Annotated in this window: 16 protein-coding genes and 2 tRNA genes; 6 read left to right on the top strand and 12 right to left on the bottom strand. The window is 63.2% G+C overall.

Features of this window, described 5'->3' with window-relative positions; translation table 11 throughout:
- The first annotated feature begins 46 nt into the window (after window positions 1-46).
- The 3 genes from A3OO_RS0105885 to A3OO_RS24530 all read left to right on the top strand — a co-directional run bounded on the left by A3OO_RS0105885 (window position 47) and on the right by A3OO_RS24530 (window position 2,502).
- Window positions 47-1,240 carry an HlyD family secretion protein gene (locus A3OO_RS0105885; RefSeq protein WP_018406909.1) on the top strand — a complete coding sequence of 398 codons (1,194 nt, stop codon included), beginning with the start codon at window positions 47-49 and terminating at the stop codon, window positions 1,238-1,240.
- Window positions 1,241-1,326: 86 nt separating this feature from the next.
- A complete protein-coding gene (locus A3OO_RS0105880) occupies window positions 1,327-2,028 on the top strand; it encodes a hypothetical protein (RefSeq protein WP_018406908.1) in 702 nt (233 codons plus the stop codon).
- A 339-nt stretch (window positions 2,029-2,367) separates the two neighbouring features.
- Window positions 2,368-2,502 (top strand): hypothetical protein, encoded by a 135-nt coding sequence (locus A3OO_RS24530; protein ID WP_018406907.1) that lies wholly within the window; start codon window positions 2,368-2,370, stop codon window positions 2,500-2,502.
- Between the two features lie 72 nt (window positions 2,503-2,574).
- On the opposite strand, the gene A3OO_RS0105870 is transcribed toward A3OO_RS24530, so the two are convergent.
- The 5 genes from A3OO_RS0105870 to A3OO_RS23485 form a co-directional block, all read right to left on the bottom strand.
- A complete protein-coding gene (locus tag A3OO_RS0105870; protein WP_026222729.1) occupies window positions 2,575-2,763 on the bottom strand; it encodes a hypothetical protein in 189 nt (62 codons plus the stop codon).
- Between the two features lie 321 nt (window positions 2,764-3,084).
- Window positions 3,085-3,159, bottom strand: a tRNA-Gln gene (locus tag A3OO_RS0105865).
- Window positions 3,160-3,390: 231 nt separating this feature from the next.
- Window positions 3,391-4,071, bottom strand: a complete 681-nt coding sequence (gene rpe / locus A3OO_RS0105860; RefSeq protein WP_018406905.1) for a ribulose-phosphate 3-epimerase — start codon at window positions 4,069-4,071, stop codon at window positions 3,391-3,393.
- Window positions 4,072-4,075: 4 nt separating this feature from the next.
- Entirely contained in the window at window positions 4,076-5,158 is a 1,083-nt protein-coding gene (gene fba, locus A3OO_RS0105855) for a class II fructose-bisphosphate aldolase (RefSeq protein WP_018406904.1), read from the bottom strand.
- 62 nt (window positions 5,159-5,220) lie between these two features.
- Window positions 5,221-5,448: a hypothetical protein gene (locus tag A3OO_RS23485; RefSeq protein WP_156824763.1), complete on the bottom strand. Its 228-nt coding sequence runs from the start codon at window positions 5,446-5,448 to the stop codon at window positions 5,221-5,223.
- On the opposite strand from A3OO_RS23485, the gene A3OO_RS0105850 reads away from it, so the two are divergent.
- Window positions 5,447-6,301, top strand: a complete 855-nt coding sequence (locus A3OO_RS0105850; RefSeq protein WP_018406903.1) for an outer membrane protein — start codon at window positions 5,447-5,449, stop codon at window positions 6,299-6,301. The two genes, A3OO_RS23485 and A3OO_RS0105850, sit on opposite strands and share 2 nt — an antisense overlap.
- Window positions 6,302-6,381: 80 nt before the next feature.
- Here the strand turns inward: A3OO_RS0105850 and tkt are convergent, their stop codons facing one another.
- Both tkt and A3OO_RS0105840 read right to left on the bottom strand, forming a co-directional pair.
- Window positions 6,382-8,394 carry a transketolase gene (gene tkt, locus A3OO_RS0105845; RefSeq protein ID WP_018406902.1) on the bottom strand — a complete coding sequence of 671 codons (2,013 nt, stop codon included), beginning with the start codon at window positions 8,392-8,394 and terminating at the stop codon, window positions 6,382-6,384.
- An 11-nt stretch (window positions 8,395-8,405) separates the two neighbouring features.
- A complete protein-coding gene (locus A3OO_RS0105840) occupies window positions 8,406-9,281 on the bottom strand; it encodes a phosphoribulokinase (RefSeq protein WP_018406901.1) in 876 nt (291 codons plus the stop codon).
- A gap of 261 nt (window positions 9,282-9,542) precedes the next feature.
- Between A3OO_RS0105840 and A3OO_RS0105830 the strand changes: the two genes are divergently transcribed.
- Both A3OO_RS0105830 and A3OO_RS0105825 read left to right on the top strand, forming a co-directional pair.
- Window positions 9,543-9,619: transfer RNA gene (locus A3OO_RS0105830), tRNA-Met, on the top strand.
- A gap of 249 nt (window positions 9,620-9,868) precedes the next feature.
- Window positions 9,869-10,606 (top strand): YkgJ family cysteine cluster protein, encoded by a 738-nt coding sequence (locus tag A3OO_RS0105825; RefSeq protein ID WP_018406899.1) that lies wholly within the window; start codon window positions 9,869-9,871, stop codon window positions 10,604-10,606.
- 36 nt (window positions 10,607-10,642) lie between these two features.
- Here the strand turns inward: A3OO_RS0105825 and A3OO_RS0105820 are convergent, their stop codons facing one another.
- The 5 genes from A3OO_RS0105820 to A3OO_RS0105800 all read right to left on the bottom strand — a co-directional run bounded on the left by A3OO_RS0105820 (window position 10,643) and on the right by A3OO_RS0105800 (window position 17,475).
- Window positions 10,643-12,043 carry an ABC transporter ATP-binding protein gene (locus A3OO_RS0105820; RefSeq protein ID WP_018406898.1) on the bottom strand — a complete coding sequence of 467 codons (1,401 nt, stop codon included), beginning with the start codon at window positions 12,041-12,043 and terminating at the stop codon, window positions 10,643-10,645.
- Window positions 12,040-13,347, bottom strand: a complete 1,308-nt coding sequence (locus A3OO_RS0105815) for an ABC transporter permease (RefSeq protein ID WP_018406897.1) — start codon at window positions 13,345-13,347, stop codon at window positions 12,040-12,042. The genes A3OO_RS0105820 and A3OO_RS0105815 overlap by 4 nt, the downstream gene beginning before the upstream one ends.
- Before the next feature lie 132 nt (window positions 13,348-13,479).
- A complete protein-coding gene (locus A3OO_RS0105810; RefSeq protein WP_026222727.1) occupies window positions 13,480-15,132 on the bottom strand; it encodes a hypothetical protein in 1,653 nt (550 codons plus the stop codon).
- A gap of 151 nt (window positions 15,133-15,283) precedes the next feature.
- Complete coding sequence (gene nagA, locus A3OO_RS0105805; RefSeq protein WP_018406895.1) at window positions 15,284-16,447, bottom strand: N-acetylglucosamine-6-phosphate deacetylase; 1,164 nt, start codon at window positions 16,445-16,447, stop codon at window positions 15,284-15,286.
- Window positions 16,444-17,475, bottom strand: coding sequence for an SIS domain-containing protein (locus tag A3OO_RS0105800; protein ID WP_018406894.1), 1,032 nt, complete (start codon window positions 17,473-17,475; stop codon window positions 16,444-16,446). The genes nagA and A3OO_RS0105800 overlap by 4 nt, the downstream gene beginning before the upstream one ends.
- Between the last annotated feature and the right edge of the window lie 32 nt (window positions 17,476-17,507).

Here is a 17,507-nt window from a genome sequence, read left to right as displayed (position 1 = left end):
CGCGGGAGTACAATGTTGATGTGGCAAGCGGTGGTGTGATCAGTCCATGTCTCTGTCGAGAAAAAGCATCCGCGCGAGAAGGTCCTTTCTTCTTAAAGTCGTCTTCCTGGCAATTGCGGTCGCCGCGTTCCTAGCGCTGTTCAAATGGCTCACTTATGACCGTGACCGCGTCACGACGGACAACGCCTTTGTGACTGGCAACATCATTCCAGTGATGGCGGACGCTACGGGCGTCGTCGCCGCTGTGAATGCCGAAGAAACACAGCTCGTCAAAAAGGGCGATGTGCTGGTTCGGCTCGACGCCCAGCGCGCGCGCGCGGTGTTGGGACAAGCCGAGGCGGAACTCGGTCGCGCCGTGCGCGCCCTCGGCGCGCTTTTCGCCAGTCGGCAGCAGGTATGCCAGAAACTTGCCTCCCGTACGGCGACGCGCGAACGGACGCGGCACGATCTCGCCCGTTATCGGTCGGCCGCGCCGAGCGGCGCCGCCTCGCGCCAGATTCTGCAGAACACCGAGGACCAGCTCGCGGCGCAGGAAGCCGATTGGCGCGAGACGCGCGCCGAGCTGCAGGCGTTCGATGCGCGCCTCGTCAATGCGACGCGCGTCAGCCATCCCGATATCGAGGCGGCGAGGGCGCGCTTCAACGACGCCTATGTCGAAACGCTGCGCCAGAGCATTCGCGCGCCGGCGACGGGCTATGTCGCCAAGCGCCGCGTTCAGGTCGGCTTCCGCGTCAAGCCCGGCGACCAGATCATGAATATCGTGCCGCTGGACCATCTCTGGGTCGAGGCCAATCTCTGGGAGAACCGTCTCGAGAGCATTAGGCCGGGGCAGAAGGCGGAGATCATTGTCGATCTCTACGGGAGCAAGCGAACCTATCATGGCCTCGTCGAAGGCGTCGTGCCCGGCTCGGGCAGCGTGTTCGCCACGCTGCCACCAGACAACGCCACCGGCAACTTCATCCGCATCGTGCAGCGCATCCCGGTGCGCATCGCGATCGACCCAGAAGAGCTGAAAAAGCAGCCGCTACGGCCGGGGCTTTCGACGATCACGACAATCGACGTTAACAGCACGCCCGCGTCGCCCAATGACTCGATCGTCAAGACGGCGACGAGCGAATATACGACCGAAGTATTCGACAAGGATCTGGCTGAAGCAAGGGCGCGCGCCGAAGCCGTGATCAAGAACAATTTGCTTGACGCGCCGGACGCGGCGGAAGCCTGCGCCGTCGCGGTGAAATGAGTCGCAGCGGCGCCGCCCTTTGCGCTAAACGGACCCGGCGGGGTCTCGGGTCCGATCGTTGCCTTGCGGGCGTCGGAGCAAGCTGAATGGAGCGAAAGCAATACCTTCAGAACATTCTGCTCGGCCTGCTTTCCGGGCCGCTGCTTGCCGCGCTGATCCTTCTCGTTCCGATGGGGATTCTGACGGGCCTGTCGGTCGTCCTCGATCCGTCGCTCGCAATGTACGAATTCGTGCCGGAAGAGGTGCTTCTCGTCCCCTTCATTCTTCTCGCCGTTCTCATCTCAGCGGCCAACGTCCGCCTTGCCGTCGTCATGTCCCGCGACACGAAAGCCGGTCGCATCATCAAAGTGAGGACCGACCGCTATGTCGATGATCCAAGCGGCGCGCAGAATATTCACGGCCATCGCGGCCGCGCGTTTGCTGATGAACTGAAGCATTTCATCGCGAGGCGCGAAGATAAGGCTGTCTCGCTGAGCAAGCCGATCGGCGAGGATTACGGCTGGGGTTTCTGGCTTCGGGAGAAAGCCTTTTCCCCCGTCTGGGTCGCCATCGCGCATACCGGCAACCCTAAAGACGACGAAAGCGTAGAGGAATTTATCGTCGCCATCACGCTGGAGCCGCCCATCCTGCCATGGCGACGTCTGCGCTATAAGCCCGATTTCGCGCTGAGAGACGAGATCGAGCAGCGCGTGACGGAATTTCTCGCCGAGAAAAATATACCCTTCGCGATCGAGTGGGAAGACTGGGTTGATCCCGAGCCTCATCCGCAACCGCCGCCGAGATTTTGACCGCCGGTGTTCGTCGTTTTGGCGCGGTTGGGAATGATCGTCGTTTGAGCAAATGGCGCGGACCAAGGACGACGGGAAGCACGCGATCTTGCCTGTGGCAGGCCCGGCGGACTACGCCGGAATGCCTGTGACTCAAGCCCGTGAGTCTGACGGCAAAATGCGCCGCGACGGATCCGAGGTTGTTCGAGCGTTGCAGTCGAACGACGACAGTTCTCCGCCGCAGCGCGGCGCGGCGATAGTCGCTTCGGCATTTGCTCGACGACCTTCCTGGAAGAGGCGTTTCGCACCGACTACTACCGCATCGACATCGCCTTCAACGACGATGGCGGCTGGACCTATGTGACGCGAACGGATCTCGCCCCAGGCGGCGCAACGCCAGCGTTCAACCACCACGACACAAATACGCTGCGCCGGATCGCGCCTCCGGCGCCAAATCCGCTCGTCGGCCTGCTGAAGGACAGCAAAGTGAGTTAGAAGGGCGCCCCAGCGCTGGGGTGCCATTCTATTTGAGAGGAAAACGGGCGGCGTACTGCGCCCGTTCCGTTATTAGGCGGTCTTCTTCGCCAACGCAGCTTGCTTGCTGCCCAGATGTTTCTGCTCGTTGAGGACTTCGCTCACCCTCCCGCTGTTTATGCGGTAGTCGATCGCGATACCCATGCGGTCCTCTCCATTCCAGTATCGGAGCCACACGTCCACGGCCTCGTCGAAGGTGAACTTCGTCTTCCTGTCATTCATGTATTGACGTTTCCTATAGGGCCACGCCAAGCAGTTGTTGACGAATCGTCACTGAGACTTATCATCCCCATCTCTGGAGCGCTGTTAGGCGGGCCGGTTGCAGAACACGAGGACGCTGTTGCCTTTTAGGGAGGGGGCAGCTTCCTCGTGAGTCGCGCTTCTTTGCACAACTCCAAGGAATCTCTGTGATTCAGGCGACGTCGTCAACGGTGACGGCTTCGTTGTGGATATCTGTCCACTTTATCCACCGCACGAAGATCGCCAGCCGAGACTATCCCGAGACTGAAAAATCTGCCGTCTCTTGCAAGTGCTTAAAACGCTTGGCTGGGGCGGGAGGATTCGAACCTCCGTATGGCGGAATCAAAATCCGCTGCCTTACCACTTGGCGACGCCCCAATGCGCAGGTGAGGCGATAGCGCGCCCTGCCGCGACAATCAACTGCCGGGCGGCGCGGCGAAGCCTCACACGCGTTTCAGTCGACCCGCTCTCGCTGTGCCTGTCATTTCCCGGCAGGCCAGAAGCCTGACCGGGAATCCAGAGCCGATTCCTGAGCGCTGGTTTTGTTCTGGATTCCCGATCGCGCTTCGTTCGTCGAGAATGACGGGCGCAGTTCAGGCGGAAATTCGATCACACCGCAATCGCGCCGGCGCTCGCCGCGGCGCGCCGCAGCGCCGCAATATTGTCGGCATAGCAGAGCTGCCCGCCGCGGAAAGCGGCCGAACCTGCGACGAGAACGTCGCCGCCGGCTTCGACGATCTGCGGCGCCGTCAGCGGCGTCACGCCGCCGTCGACCTCGAGACGGATCGCGCGCCGTCCGATCATCTCGCGGATGGCGCGGATTTTGTCGAGCTGCGAGGGGATGAAGCTCTGGCCGCCGAAGCCAGGATTGACGCTCATCACCAGGATGAGATCGATATCGTCGAGCACATATTGCAGCGCGCTCTCATGCGTCGCCGGATTGAGCGACACGCCGGCCTTCTTGCCGAGCGCCCGGATCGCCTGCAGCGAGCGATGCAGATGCGGACCGTTCTCGGCGTGGACGGTGATGACGTCGGCGCCCGCTTCGGCGAAAGCGGCGATATAGGGGTCGACCGGCGAAATCATCAGATGCACGTCGAGCGTCAGGGTCGTCACCGGCCGCAGCGCCGCGATGACGCCAGGCCCGAAGGTGATGTTAGGCACGAAATGCCCGTCCATAACGTCGAGGTGGATCCAGTCGGCGCCGGCGTCGGCCATCGCGCGCGTCTCCTCTCCCAGCCGCGCGAAGTCGGCCGAAAGAATCGAGGGCGCGATGACGACGCCGGTCATGACGCTACTCGGCCGCCTTCTTGCCGGCGAACTGCGGATCGAGCGCGCCGCTGGCGTAGCGCTTGGCCATTTCGGAGAGCGGGATCGGCTTGATCTTCGAGGCTTGGCCGGCAGTGCCGAACTCCTCGTAGCGCTGCTTGCAGACGGCGCGCATCGCCTCCATCGCAGGCTTCAAATATTTGCGCGGGTCGAACTCGCCCTTGTTCTTGCCGAGAACGTCGCGGATCGCCGCGGTCATGGCGATTCGGTTGTCGGTGTCGATGTTGATCTTGCGCACGCCATATTTGATGCCGCGCTGAATCTCGGCGACCGGCACGCCCCAGGTCTGCGGCATCTCTCCGCCCGCGGCGTTGAAGGCGTCCTGCAAATCCTGCGGCACCGACGACGAGCCATGCATCACGAGATGCGTGCTGGGCAGGCGGCGGTGGATTTCCTCGACGACCTTCATCGCCAGGATGGCGCCGTCGGGCTTGCGCGAGAATTTGTAGGCGCCGTGCGAGGTGCCCATCGCGATCGCCAGCGCGTCGACCTTGGTGCGGGCGACGAAATCCTCGGCCTGCGCCGGATCGGTCAGAAGCTGGTCGTGCGAGAGCTTGCCTTCGGCGCCGTGCCCGTCTTCCTTTTCGCCCATGCCGCTTTCGAGCGAACCGAGCACGCCGAGTTCGCCTTCGACGGAGGCGCCGACCCAATGCGCCATGTCGACGACGCTGCGGGTGACGCGCACATTGTAATCGTAATCGGCGGGGGTCTTGCCGTCCGCCTTGAGCGAGCCGTCCATCATCACCGAGGTGAAGCCGAAGCGGATGGCGCTGGCGCAGGTCGCCTCTGCGTTGCCGTGGTCGAGATGCATGACGAGCGGAATGTCCGGCCAGATCGCGGCGAGCGCCTCGATCATCTTGGCGAGCATGATGTCGTTGGCGTAGCTGCGCGCGCCACGCGAGGCCTGGATGATGACGGGCGCTTCGACCGCCGCCGCCGCCTCCATCACGGCGAGCCCCTGCTCCATATTGTTGATGTTGAACGCCGGAACGCCGTAATCGTGCTCGGCGGCGTGATCGAGCAGTTGCCGCAGGGTGATCAGAGCCATTGTCGCGTCCTTTATTCCCGTTTTGGCCGACTCCGCGCCCGCGCCGTCGCTTCGCGGATGGCCTATCGCATTACCCAGTTGCCGGAGTCTGGATGAGCCGGCGCTGTTGCGGATTTATCACGTCCGGTCAAAATCCGCGCAACTTTGTGATGGTCGATGGTTTCTATATGGGCGCGGCGCTCAAAAAGTCTTTTTTCGCTGCTGTTCGTGATCCGTTTGTATGGGGAGCTGATTTCATAATCTGCGGCAACACTCAAGGAAAGGTTTGCTGCATAGAGAGGCCACGTCATGAATAAATCCATTTTAGCAACGGCCGCGCTCGCAGCGTCGGCCGCAACGGCGCTTGCCGCCGACCTCCCCTCCCTGAAGGCGCCGCCGCCCGTTTATGTTCCGCCGCCCGTCATCTGGACCGGCTTCTATGTCGGCCTCAACGCCGGCTATAACTTCTCAAACAATAACAATAATTTGGTGACGTCAGCTCCGCTGCTGCCCGGCGCCGGCATCTTCACCTGGGCGTTGAGCGCGAACGCTGTTCTGCCAGCGCAAAACAATGGATTCATCGGCGGGGGGCAGGCGGGCTACAATTGGCAATTCGCGCGCAATTTTCTCGTCGGTGTGGAGGCCGACATTCAAGGCGTCGCCGCCAGCGGCGGCTCTAAGACGGCTTTGACGGCCGCGCCCTTCGCGGCCACGGTATTCTTCACCGCCTATGATGCGCGTCGGAATCTTGACTATCTGGGAACTGTTCGCGGCAGAGTCGGCTTCCTCTTCACGCCCACGCTGTTGATCTACGGCACTGGCGGTCTCGCCTATGGCGGCATTCGGAACGACCTCGGCCTCTTCCAGTTTTCAACGACCGCCCCCTTCGGCGTCGGCGCGAGCAGCTCCAGCGACACGCTCGTCGGTTGGACCGCGGGCGGCGGCCTCGAGTGGATGTTCTGGCCGAACTGGAGCGCGAAAGTCGAGTATCTCTATTACGATCTCGGCCGCGTGACGAATGCGTTCGCGCTCATCCGCGTCCCGCCCGGAATCGGCCTTTACGCCGCGACGCAGTCGGCCGACCGGTTCAACGGCAATATCGTGCGCGCGGGGATAAATTACCACTTCAACTGGGGCGCGGCGCCGATCCTGGCGTCTTACTGACGGACCGAAGGCAATCTGCCTTCGACGAGCGGAGCCTCGCCTGTTTCGGCGAGGCTCTTTGCCGAGGCGCCTTCGCCCTTCTATTTCGAAGCGGTTTCCAGAATCGCTTTGGCGGCCGCCGCCACGGCCTCGGGCGTTATCCCGAAATGCTTATACAGCTCGCCAGCCGGCCCGCTTGCGCCAAAGCCGCTCATGCCGATGAAGGCGCCGCGCTCGCCGATCCAGCGGTCCCAACCGAGCCGAACCGCCGCCTCGACAGCAACGCGCGGGGCGCCGCCCAGCACTTCGGCGCGATAGGCCTCAGGCTGAGCCTCGAACAGTTCCCAGCAAGGCATGGAGACCACGGCGGCCTTCAGTCCTTGCGTGTCCAGAATGTCGGCGGCCGCGAGGGCGATTTCAACCTCGGATCCCGTGGCGAGCAGCGTCACGTCGCGCTTTCCGGCAGCTCCACGCAGCACATAGGCGCCTTTCGCGGAAAGGTTTTCGCCAATGGGCCGCTCCAGCGTCGGCAGGTTCTGTCGCGACAGGCTCAAGACTGACGGCGTGTGGCGGCTGGCCAGCGCCAGCTCCCAGCATTCGGCGGTCTCGATGGCGTCGGCCGGGCGGAAGACATTGAGGTTCGGCATGGCCCGCAACGCCGCCAGATGTTCGACCGGCTGATGCGTCGGCCCGTCCTCGCCAAGGCCGATCGAATCATGGGTGAGCACATAGATGACGCGCAGGCCCATGAGCGCCGAAAGGCGGATCGCGCCGCGGGCGTAATCGGAGAACACCAGGAAGGTGCCGCCGTAGGGCGCGAAGCCGCCATGCAGCGCGATCCCGTTCATCGCCGCCGCCATGCCGAATTCGCGCACGCCGTAGTGGATGTAGCGGCCGGAAAAATCGTCCGGCGCGACCTCGCCCATGCCCTTGGTGATGGTGAAGTTCGAATGCGTCAGGTCGGCCGAGCCGCCGATCGTCGCCTGCGTCGAGGCGTTGATGACGCCGAGCGCCATTTCCGAGGATTTGCGCGTGGCGAGTTTCGGCTTTTCGGCGGCGAGCGTCGCGCGAAACTCAGCGAGCGGCTTGGCGATTTCCGCCGCGACGTCGGCTTTCATGAAAGCGTCGAAGGCGGCGCCTTTGGGCGACGCGGCGCGTCGCGCCTCCCAGGCTTCACGCGTCTTTGCGCCGCGACGTCCCGCCGCGCGCCAGGCCTCCAGCACGTCGTCGGGCAGTTCGAAGGGCGCATGCGGCCAGGCGAGCGCCTCTCGCGCCCCGTCGATCTCCGCCGCGCCGAGCGGCGATCCGTGGCAGCTTTCCTTGCCCTGCTTGGTCGGCGCGCCATAGCCGATCAGCGTGCGGCAGCCAATGAGCGAAGGCCGCGGATCGGCCTGCGCGGCGGCGATCGCCTGCGCCACCGCCTCGGGATCGTGGCCGTCGACATGGGCGACATGCCAGCCGGCGGCGGCGAAACGCGCGATCTGGTCCGTCGAGGTCGCAAGGCTCGTCGGGCCGTCGATGGAGATCGAGTTGTCGTCCCAGAAGAGGATGAGCTTTGAGAGCTTCAGATGCCCGGCGAGGTCGATCGCCTCATGGCTGACGCCTTCCATCAGGCAGCCGTCGCCCGCGATCACATAGGTGAAATGATCGACGAGATCGTCGCCGAAGCGCGCCGCCGAGAGGCGCTCGGCAATCGCCATGCCGACCGCGGTCGCGAGTCCCTGACCGAGCGGACCGGTGGTGGTCTCGATGCCGGCGGCATGGCCATATTCGGGATGGCCCGCCGTCGGCGAACCGAGCTGGCGGAAGTTTTCGAGCTCCTTGCGGCCCATGCCCGGATAGCCGAGGAGATAGAGCAGCGCGTAGAGCAGCATCGACCCGTGGCCGGCGGACAGCACGAAACGGTCGCGGTCCGGCCAGTCGGGCCGAGCGGCGTCGAACTTCATGAAGCGCTGGAACAGCACGGCCGCGACGTCGGCCATGCCCATGGGCATGCCGGGATGGCCGGATTTCGCCTTTTCGACCGCGTCCATCGCCAAGGCGCGAATGGCGTTGGCGTAGCGCGCCGGATCGGATTTTGCGCCGGCCGCCGAAGTTTCCTTGGCCGCCGTCAATATAGTGTCGTTCACGTCACGCCTTTCCTGCGTCTGACCAGTTCGAGGATCCTCGGAGTAAGGATCAGCTGCATCGCGAGATCAAGCTTATTGCCCGGAATTACGATGGAATTGGCGCGCGACATCCAGCTTCCGGCGATCATCGACACGAGGTAGGGGAAGTCCACCCCTCGCGGATCGCGAAATCGAATGACGACGATCGATTCGTCGGGCGTCGGAATCGACCGGGCGACGAAAGGATTGGAGGTGTCGACCGTCGGCGCGCGCTGGAAATTTATGTCGGTTTCCGAGAACTGGGGACAGATATAATGCACGTAATCATGCATGCGGCGCAGAATCGTCTCGGTGACGGCCTCGGTCGTATAACCGCGCGAATGCCGATCGCGATGCAGCTTCTGCGTCCATTCGAGATTGATGACCGGCACGACGCCTATCTTGAGATCCGCGTAGCGCGCGACATTGACGTCGTCGGTGACGACCGCGCCGTGCAAGCCCTCATAGAACAGCACGTCGGTATTGGCCGGCAGTTCCTCCCAATCGGTGAACGTGCCAGGCGGCACGCCGAGCCGAGCCGCCTCGTTTTCATCATGCGCGTAATGGCGGTAGCGGCCGGAGCCCGTCTCGCCATATTCGCGAAAGAGCGTCTCGAGCTGGGGCAGCAGATTGGCGTGAGGGCCAAAATGGCTGAAATTTTGGTTCCCCGCCGCATGCGCCTCGGTGAGCTTCGCCTTCATCTCCCCGCGATCGTAGCGATGGAAACTGTCGCCCTCGACATAGGCGACCTCGATGCGCTCGCGGCGGAAAATCTGTTCGAACGTCGCCTTGACGGAACTCGTGCCGGCGCCGGACGAGCCGGTGATGGAGATGATCGGATGTCTGACCGACATGGGCGCGCGACCCGGACCCTTCGAGCAAGGCGAACTGGGCGGCCTGCGGCGGGCCGGCCGACCGCGGGGGCTCCGCCGGCTTGTCGCACGGCGCGCGGGCAAAGGAAAGGCTCCGCTCCGCGACCTGCGCGGGTGAGCCGCCGCTGCGAAGCAACAACCGTGGTGACGCAAGCCCCCTGACGCGCCGGGATTCGCAGCCTTGACTTGCGCGGGGACGCCGACCTATATCGCAAATTCTTCCAGACCGCTTAAGCGGCTCGGGGCGGAGTAGCTCAGTCGGCTAGAGCAGAGGAATCATAATCCTTGTGTCGGGGGTTCGAGTCCCTCCTCCGCTACCACCTTTCCCCACATCGGCATGTCGGGGCAGAATCGCGAATGACGCCGGAGCGCCCCAGGTGGAGGCCGGCGATCCTCTCCGGTTTCAGGCTCCTCTTCCGACCCGCCAATCCGCGGAACGTTCTTCACCAGCACGACGCTCCGCAGGTAAGTAATCGCGGTCTAGGAGTTGGAGCTCGCAACCGAAGTCGGCGTGAGCGAAGCCAGCGCTGCGCCGATCGTCTCTACTGGCGTAGGGGTGGAAAAAGCGGATGAGCGGAGATATCAGCCCTTCCGCCTTCTTCAAGGCCGCGTCGAATGCCTTCAGCGAGACGATAGGCTCGCGCGGGGCGCGCCCGGAGCTTGTCGCGCTGCTCTGCGCGCAAGCTTTTGACAGCTTCACGCAGAACGTCGCCATTCAGGCGACAGGCGCGCCAGCGCTCGCCTGTCAGGGAGAATGCGCAGCCTGTTGCCGCCTTCGCGTCGTCGCGACGGCGCCGGAAATATTCCTGCTCGCGCGCTTCATTTCCGTCAACGCCGCCGCCTTTCGGGAGCGCGGCATAATGCTCGGTAAGCGCATCGCCGACGCCGATCAGGCCGTTGGCGGCCTGTCCGAGGAACAGTGGCTGACCGCCCAGCATGCCTGCCCGCTGATCGAAGGCGAATTATGCCTCGCCTATAAAATTCGGCCGCTTGCGTGCCGCGGTCATGCGGCCTTCGACAAGGCGTTATGCCTTGCGGCGGTAAGAGGCGAAGCCGTTGAAGCGCCGATCTCCACGCCGCATCTCGTTGTCCGCAGCCTCGTTCAGAACGCCCTGATGGCGGCGCTGCGGCGCGCCGGTCTGGCGTGGGGACTCTATGAGGTCAACAGAGCGCTCAACTGCGCGCTCTCCGCGCCGAATGCCCTCGAACAATGGATGTCAGGCGAAGACCCCTTGACGGACGCTCGCATTCCCGACTTCGACCTTATCGAAGCAGCGGCGATTTTGGACGCCGCCGCCACCGCGTAGAGCGAGGATTGCGCACATCGACTTGAGGGAGAGCCTTCAGTGCGGCGGCATCCAGATCCAGACCGGAGGCGGCCCGGGAAATCGGACATCTTTTGCGATCGTAGCGTCGTCGACATTGTCCGGTTTCAGATAGACATAATAATTGTCGACGCGCTGAAATAACTCATTGGTGGGTGTGCTCTCGGGACTGACAAGCATGTTGTTGCTGAAGCGCACATGCATGTAGTGCGGCAATAATTCGGTGAATTTCGTGAGGCGGGCTTCAAAGATGAAGCGGTAGAGCTGCCGCCTAGTGACTTTCAGCACGGCGGCGTTCGCGTCGTCGATCGGCGTGAGCGGCGCTTCCTGCCAGCCGACCCCAACCTGCACGAAACCCTGCACGCTCGGCGACATGACGTAAATGGGTTGTTCGGCTTTTGTGTTCTCGAGATAAATCGTCACGTCATAGCGGCCGTCGCCAAGCTGCGTAATCGACGCGATGTCGCTCTGGAGGGTGGACGTCGCAAGTTCTTCGAGGGCGGCGAGTCTCTGCCGACCGACGTCAAGTTCGTACTGCTGATAGCGCGCCACGCCATAATTTGCGGCAGACGCTAAGACGAACAACAGCGCCGCGGCAGCGAAGATGCGTCCCGCTGTCGCCCACAGCGTCTTGCCGAGTTTTTCGAAATCGCGAGCGCCGTCTGCATCGGCGCTGATCGGCGCGGCAGTTTTTAGCGCGGTCGGTTCGGCGCGCCGGATCGGCGCAGCGACGAAGGCGCGCGGTTCGTCGCTCGGAAGGAGAATCCCTTGCCGCATCTCGAACATGCGATCAGCGCGTTGCGCCAGCGCATGGTTGTGCGTGACGAGCGCCATGGCGAAATTTTCTTCTCGTCGCAAATTGTCGAGCAGCGCGAATATCTCTTCTTCCGTCTTCTCGTCGAGGTCGCTTGTCGGTTCGTCCCCGAGAAGCAATTGCGGTTCATTGATCAAAGCCCGAGCGATGACGACGCGACGCCGTTCGCCGCCGGACATCTGTCCGGGGAAGGCTGCCATCCGATCGCTCAGGCCGACGCGGGCGAGAAGGCCTTGCGCGCGCGCATAGACGTATTCCGGCGTCACGTTGTCACCGAGTAGCGCCGGCAAGGCGACGTTGTCGATGGTCCGAAGATTCGGGAGGAGGCTCGGGAACTGAAAGACGAAACCGATCCGCTCTCGCCTGACATCGGCAAGCTGCGCCTCGGGAAGATCCCAGATCTCGTCCCCCGCCAGTTGAACCCTGCCTGCGGTCGGCGCCGTCAGCCCGCCGACCATGGCGAGCAGCGTCGATTTACCGGAGCCAGATCGTCCGACGATCGAAACGAACTCGCCTGCGCCAACGATCAAATCGGCAGAGATTACCGCGTCCACGCCAGGATCGCCGCCGTAATGCTTCCGCAAACCCGTGGCGGAAAGAATCATCGCGCGCTTTCCATCTGGATCATCGCGTAGGGTTCAAGACGCCGTGTCCGCCAAGCGGCGACGAAAGCCCCTCCGACCCCGATCGCGACGCCGCAGAGCGCGGCGGCGCCCGCGGCGATCCATATGACTCCGGCAGGCGGGGCCTCGAAGGGCACGCCGAGAGACGAGAAATAAAAGCCGAGAGAACGGGCAAAAACGAAAATCAGCGAGAAACCCGCGCCGATGCCTAACAGGCCGCCAAAGCCTGTGATGAGCCCCGCCTCGATCAGGGTGATGGATATGATCTGCGCCGGCCGCGCGCCCATGGCCCGCAGCACGCCGATTTCGCGATAGCGCTCCTGGACGATGGCGGAAAACAACAGCGACACGAGAAAGAATATCGCCAGCATCAGCAAGCCTGCAAAAATCGCCACGCCCCAGAAGAGACTGCCAAGCGATTGGCGCGCGGCGGTGAAGATCGGATTGCCCGTGACGATTTTGATTGCCGGAATCTGTCCAATGGCGAAACGCGCTTGCTCCGCCGAGGCGCCGGGCGACAGTTGCAGGAGAAATGCAGAGACACGATCCTGCGCGATTGACGGAAGGCATTCGGCCCGTCCTGCGGCGTGATCATGATGCGTCGCATCGCCCCCTTCCGAAGGCGAAGACGACGGCGGAGGAACAGAGACGTTTGCGGCGCGCGCCCGGATCGCGGCGGCGACAAGTTCGCCGAGCGCGGAAAAGGTGATGAAATAGGACTCGTCAAAGGGGCCCACGCCCGTTCGACCCAATCGTCCCATCACGACCAGCGACCGACCGCAAATCGTCAGGGCTTCGCCGGTCTTCAGCGCGACCCGCTCCCCAACAAGCAGGCCCCCCATGGCCGCCACGGGTCTCTCCCCCGCGGGCAGCCAAGATTCGACGGTGAAATCGGTCGCCTGATCATAGGCGATCAAATTGATCGCGCGTCCTTCGACGCTCGCGCGGATGAGACGCTGCGCGGCGACCTTCGCCACGCCGGGAACGGCTCTGAGCTTGTCGCCCAGAGCAGCATCCAGATCGAGATCGGTCGGCTGTATCGTGAGCAACGTGCTGGTGATGTTCACCAAGGCGCCATGCGGCACGACAAGGAGATCGGCGCCCATTCGCGAAAAGGTCGTCAAGATTCCTTCCCGCAACGACCAGCCGGTGACGAAGCCGGAGAAGACAACCCCGACGGCGATCATCACCGCCAGGCCGAGCAACAGGCTCCGCAGCAGCCGACGTCCGACGTTCTGAGCGCCGAGCCGCACCAGCAGGAAGCGCGAGCGATGGCGTTTCGTCATGAGTGGAACCGTTATCTGCAGTGCGATGCGGCCTGGCGTGCGAGGCGGGGCCGCGTCGTTGAGTAGCCGCGATCGTTTGAGAGGCTGGTCGCCGAGCGCAAGCGAACCGTCTTTGCGGGTTCGCCGATCCCGTCAGACCGTGGTGCAGCGGCTGTGGATCAGTTCTTCGTTGTTCCGCGGAACAATGACGCAGTCGTGGTGACCGCCAAAGTTCGGGATATAGCCAACGGGCTCCAGCGTATCCTGCGTGAAGATGAAGGTTCCTCCTTCGAGCCGCTGGAACCCGCTGAAGATCGCGAGCACATATTTGCCGTCATAGGTGACATGCATGGTCTGCAGGTCAACGCCCACATTCTCGAAGCGCTTGATTGTCGTCCACGTATTAGTGTCGACGACAACGATGGCGCTTTTCGCCGGCTTGCGATGCAGCTCGGAGACAAACATCTTTGAGCCGTCCATCGAATAGGTGATATGGAACGGGCTCGGCGTCGAGCCGACCCAATGCGAATCCTTGAACTCGGTGACCCGCTTCCAGTTGCGCGGATCGCGGTCCGAACAATCGAACACGCCCATGCTGTTTTGTCGGGTGTTGTTCGTCATGGTGAACCATTTGCCGTGCGGCCCAAAACCGCATTCGTGTCCCGACGACACGACATTATCCAGCTTGATGTCCCAAATGCCGTCGGCGATTTTCTTGACCGGAATGCTTTCCTTGGTCGTGCCGTCCGGAGAAGAAATACACGCAACGGGCTCCATTGTCGTGCGGTCGATGACGACGCCGACGGCGAACATGCGAAGCGTCACCAGCGAGAGCGGATGGATCGGATGGTGGACGCAATTATCGGCGCCAGTCAGCGTCTTCACCGAGTCGCCCGGAAGCTGTCCCGAATAGGCGAGATACTCGCCCATGGGCACCATCTCCCAATCGAGCTTGTTTCCCTTGACGCCGCGATAATCATAGACCCCGGTGTCGGGCGCCTTTAAGAGACGGGAAACGCGAACGGTTCCTCCCTTGAACCAATTGTCCTCGAGCACGCCGTCCGGCTCGTTTCCACGCCAGTCGAAACGGAATGCGTCGATCACCGTTGTCTTCTGATTTCCGGTCGCGCGATTGAAGAAGGCGACCACATCCTTTTGCCCGTCCGCGACCGTGAAGCCCGACGCATCCGGGAAGATGACGGTGTGCACGCCAAGTCCGATCCCGGTGGTCTCGGCGACATTCTCGAGCAAATTCATCTGCTGCCCGTCGAAGCCCACGCGATAGATCTGATTGCCCTGACCCCACAAAGGATCGAGCATTCCATGTTCCCGGATCTGCGTGGGGATGCCATAAATCAGGACGTTCTGCCCACCCTGGGTCGAGTTTACGAACTCGAAGCCTTTGCGCGGGTCGGCCGAAGGAAAGGCCGCGAGATGATGGGCGATGGGGCAGCTGTCGCCATAATTCCAATATTCGATCCAGGCCATTGTCTTGCCGGTCGCAAGATCCTGCACCTGAGCGCCCCCGCCGAGCTTCGTCGGGGTGAGCCAGACGTAGTCGCCGAGCGTCGCAAGACGCGGCGCATTCGCCTCCGCCGCCGACGCTGAGTCTCCCATCAAGCCAGAGAACAGCCCTGTCGCATTGGCGGATTTGCCGCCGAAAATGGTCCCGATGATTCCGGCGGCGCCAGCGCGCAGCACCTCTCTACGTTCCACCCGGCCACGCTGATTGAGAGGCCGCACACCCTGCGGCGCGACGAGTTCCGACACCACTTTTTCCGACGGGAAGTTTTGAGCGGTAGACATCGGTCTCTCCCTAAGCAGCGAGCTCGATCCAATCCATTGGATCGAGAAGTGAGAAATTGTCTGCGATATAGTTCTTCGCCCGGCAAGCACTTTTGTGGATGCGCAAGATTCGCTTGAGCGAGGCGGTCGCGCTTATGACTCTCCTCACGAGCTACGCCCGGGGACAATAATCAGATCTGTCGCCGGCGACCCAGGCGGCGGAGACCGAAATATCCTTTGGATCGAACGCCGCCATGTCGGCGCGATATCCCGGCGCGAGGCGGCCGAGCGAGCGTCCGAGACCTAGAAAATCGGCAGGGTGGCAAGAGGCGCAGCGCAGCGCCCGCTCCAGAGGAAGTCCCAAAAGCCGAACACAGTTGCGCACCGCGCTCGCCATTTCGATCGACGATCCTGCAAGCGCGCCCTCCTGCGTGCGGCAACTGCCGTCGCCAACAGTGATCCGCCGACCAAGGAGATCGAACTCTGCTTTCGTCCCGCCGACCGGCGGCATGGCGTCGCTCACCAGCATGGGACGCCCGACGCCGCGCATCGCCAATCCCAGCATGGCCGGGGCGACGTGCTCGCCGTCGACGATGAGCCCGTAAGAGGCGTCGGGCGACTCGAGCGCCGCTGCGACAGGTCCGGGCTCGCGCGCGGAAAGCGGACGCATCGCGTTGAACAAATGCGTGAAGCCGGTCAGGCCCTCGGCCATTGCGGCGCGGGTTTGCTCATACGTCGCCATCGAATGACCGAGCGAGACCTTCGCTCCCGCAGCGACAAGTTCGGCGATGAAGCCGTCGGGCGCCTCCTCGGGCGCGAGCGTCACGAGCAGGACGCCTCCGCGGAATGATTGAAGCATTTTGCGATGATGGACTTGCGGGCGGCGGATAAACTCTCGCCGATGAACGCCCGGCTTTTCCGGCGACAAAAAAGGGCCTTCGAGATGAATGCCGAGAATGCCGGGCTCGCGCGCCATGACTGCGCTGACGGCGTCAAGCGCCGCAGCCATCGCCTCATCGCTGTCAGTGATGAGCGTCGGCAAAAGCGACGTCACGCCGAACTTGCGATGCGCCTGCGCTATCTTCGCCAGAGCGGCGGGCGTCGGATCGGCGTTGAAAAGGACGTCGCCTCCGCCGTTGACCTGAGTGTCGATAAAGCCCGGCGCGAGCCATGCGCCTTGAGGGACGTTGTAAACTTCAATCGAAGATGGGAGATCCGATCGCGGCGTCAGCGCCGCGATCCGTGTGTCTTCGATTACGACGGCGAAGTCGTCATGCCTTTTTTCGCCGTCGAAGACGACGTCCGCGGCCACCGCGCGCTGAGAGCAGCCGTTCATCGGGTGCGCGTGATCTTGCGCAGGTGGCGGGGCTGGTCGGCGTTCTTTCCGCGCATCGCGGCCAAGCGGACGACCATGGCGTAGAAGCTCTGGATCAGACAGATCGCGTCGGTTTCGGGATGTTCAGGGGGCAATGCTGGAAGCCGGTCCGGGGTCTGCTCCTCCGAGGAGGTGATGAAGACCGCCGCGCCCTTGGCCTTAAGATCCGCGGCGAGCTGGGTCATGCCCGCGGCGGCGGCGTCAGTCGGCGCAAACATGAGCAGGGGATAGTCGGGCGCCACCAGAGCGACCGGGCCGTGGAGGAATTCGGCCGACGAAAAGCATTCCGCGTGGAGATCCGAGGTTTCTTTCAGTTTCAGGGCGGCCTCGCGCGCGATGGCGAGCGTCGGACCGCGTCCGATCGTGACGAGACTCTCCGCGCCTGCGATCTTCTCCAGGACGCCGCGCCAGTCGAGATCGCCGGCGGCGGCGAGGCGATCCGGCAATGCCGTCAGCGCGCGCGCGAGCGGCTTGTCCTCGGACCAAACGGCGACCAGTCGGGCGAGCGCCGCCACCGATGCGATGAAGGTTTTGGTCGCGGGAATGCTCAGTTCCGGGCCCGCCGCCATCGGCAACACGAATTCGCAAGCCTGCGCCAGCCCGCTCGCCGGGTCATTTGTGATGCAGGCGGTCACGGCGCCGCAAGCGCGCGCCGCAGCCGCCTGTTCGATGATGTCGCTGCTTTCGCCCGACTGTGAAATCGCGAGAAAGAGCTGGTCAGCGAGGCGCAGAGGCTGATGATAGATCGTCGTGATGCTGGGCGCGGCAGGCGCCACCACGACGCCGAGGTATCGCTCGATGAGATGCTTGCCGAAGGTCGCTGCGTGCGCCGAGCTGCCGCGCGCGCAGGTGACGACGACTTGAGGCGGCTTGAGCCGTAACCGATCCGCCAGGACAGGGAGAACTTCGGCGAGCCCGTCACTCTGCCGTCGCACGGCCGCCGGAGCCTCTCGCATATCGGAAATCATCTGCGCGTCGAGGACGGTCATTGGTTTAGGCTTCCGGTCAAACCCATCAGCAC

Origin of the sequence: Methylocystis rosea SV97, from assembly GCF_000372845.1 — a bacterium.
Lineage (GTDB): Bacteria > Pseudomonadota > Alphaproteobacteria > Rhizobiales > Beijerinckiaceae > Methylocystis > Methylocystis rosea.
The sequence above is the reverse complement of the archived record's forward strand: the minus strand, read 5'-3'. Positions and strand labels throughout refer to the sequence as shown.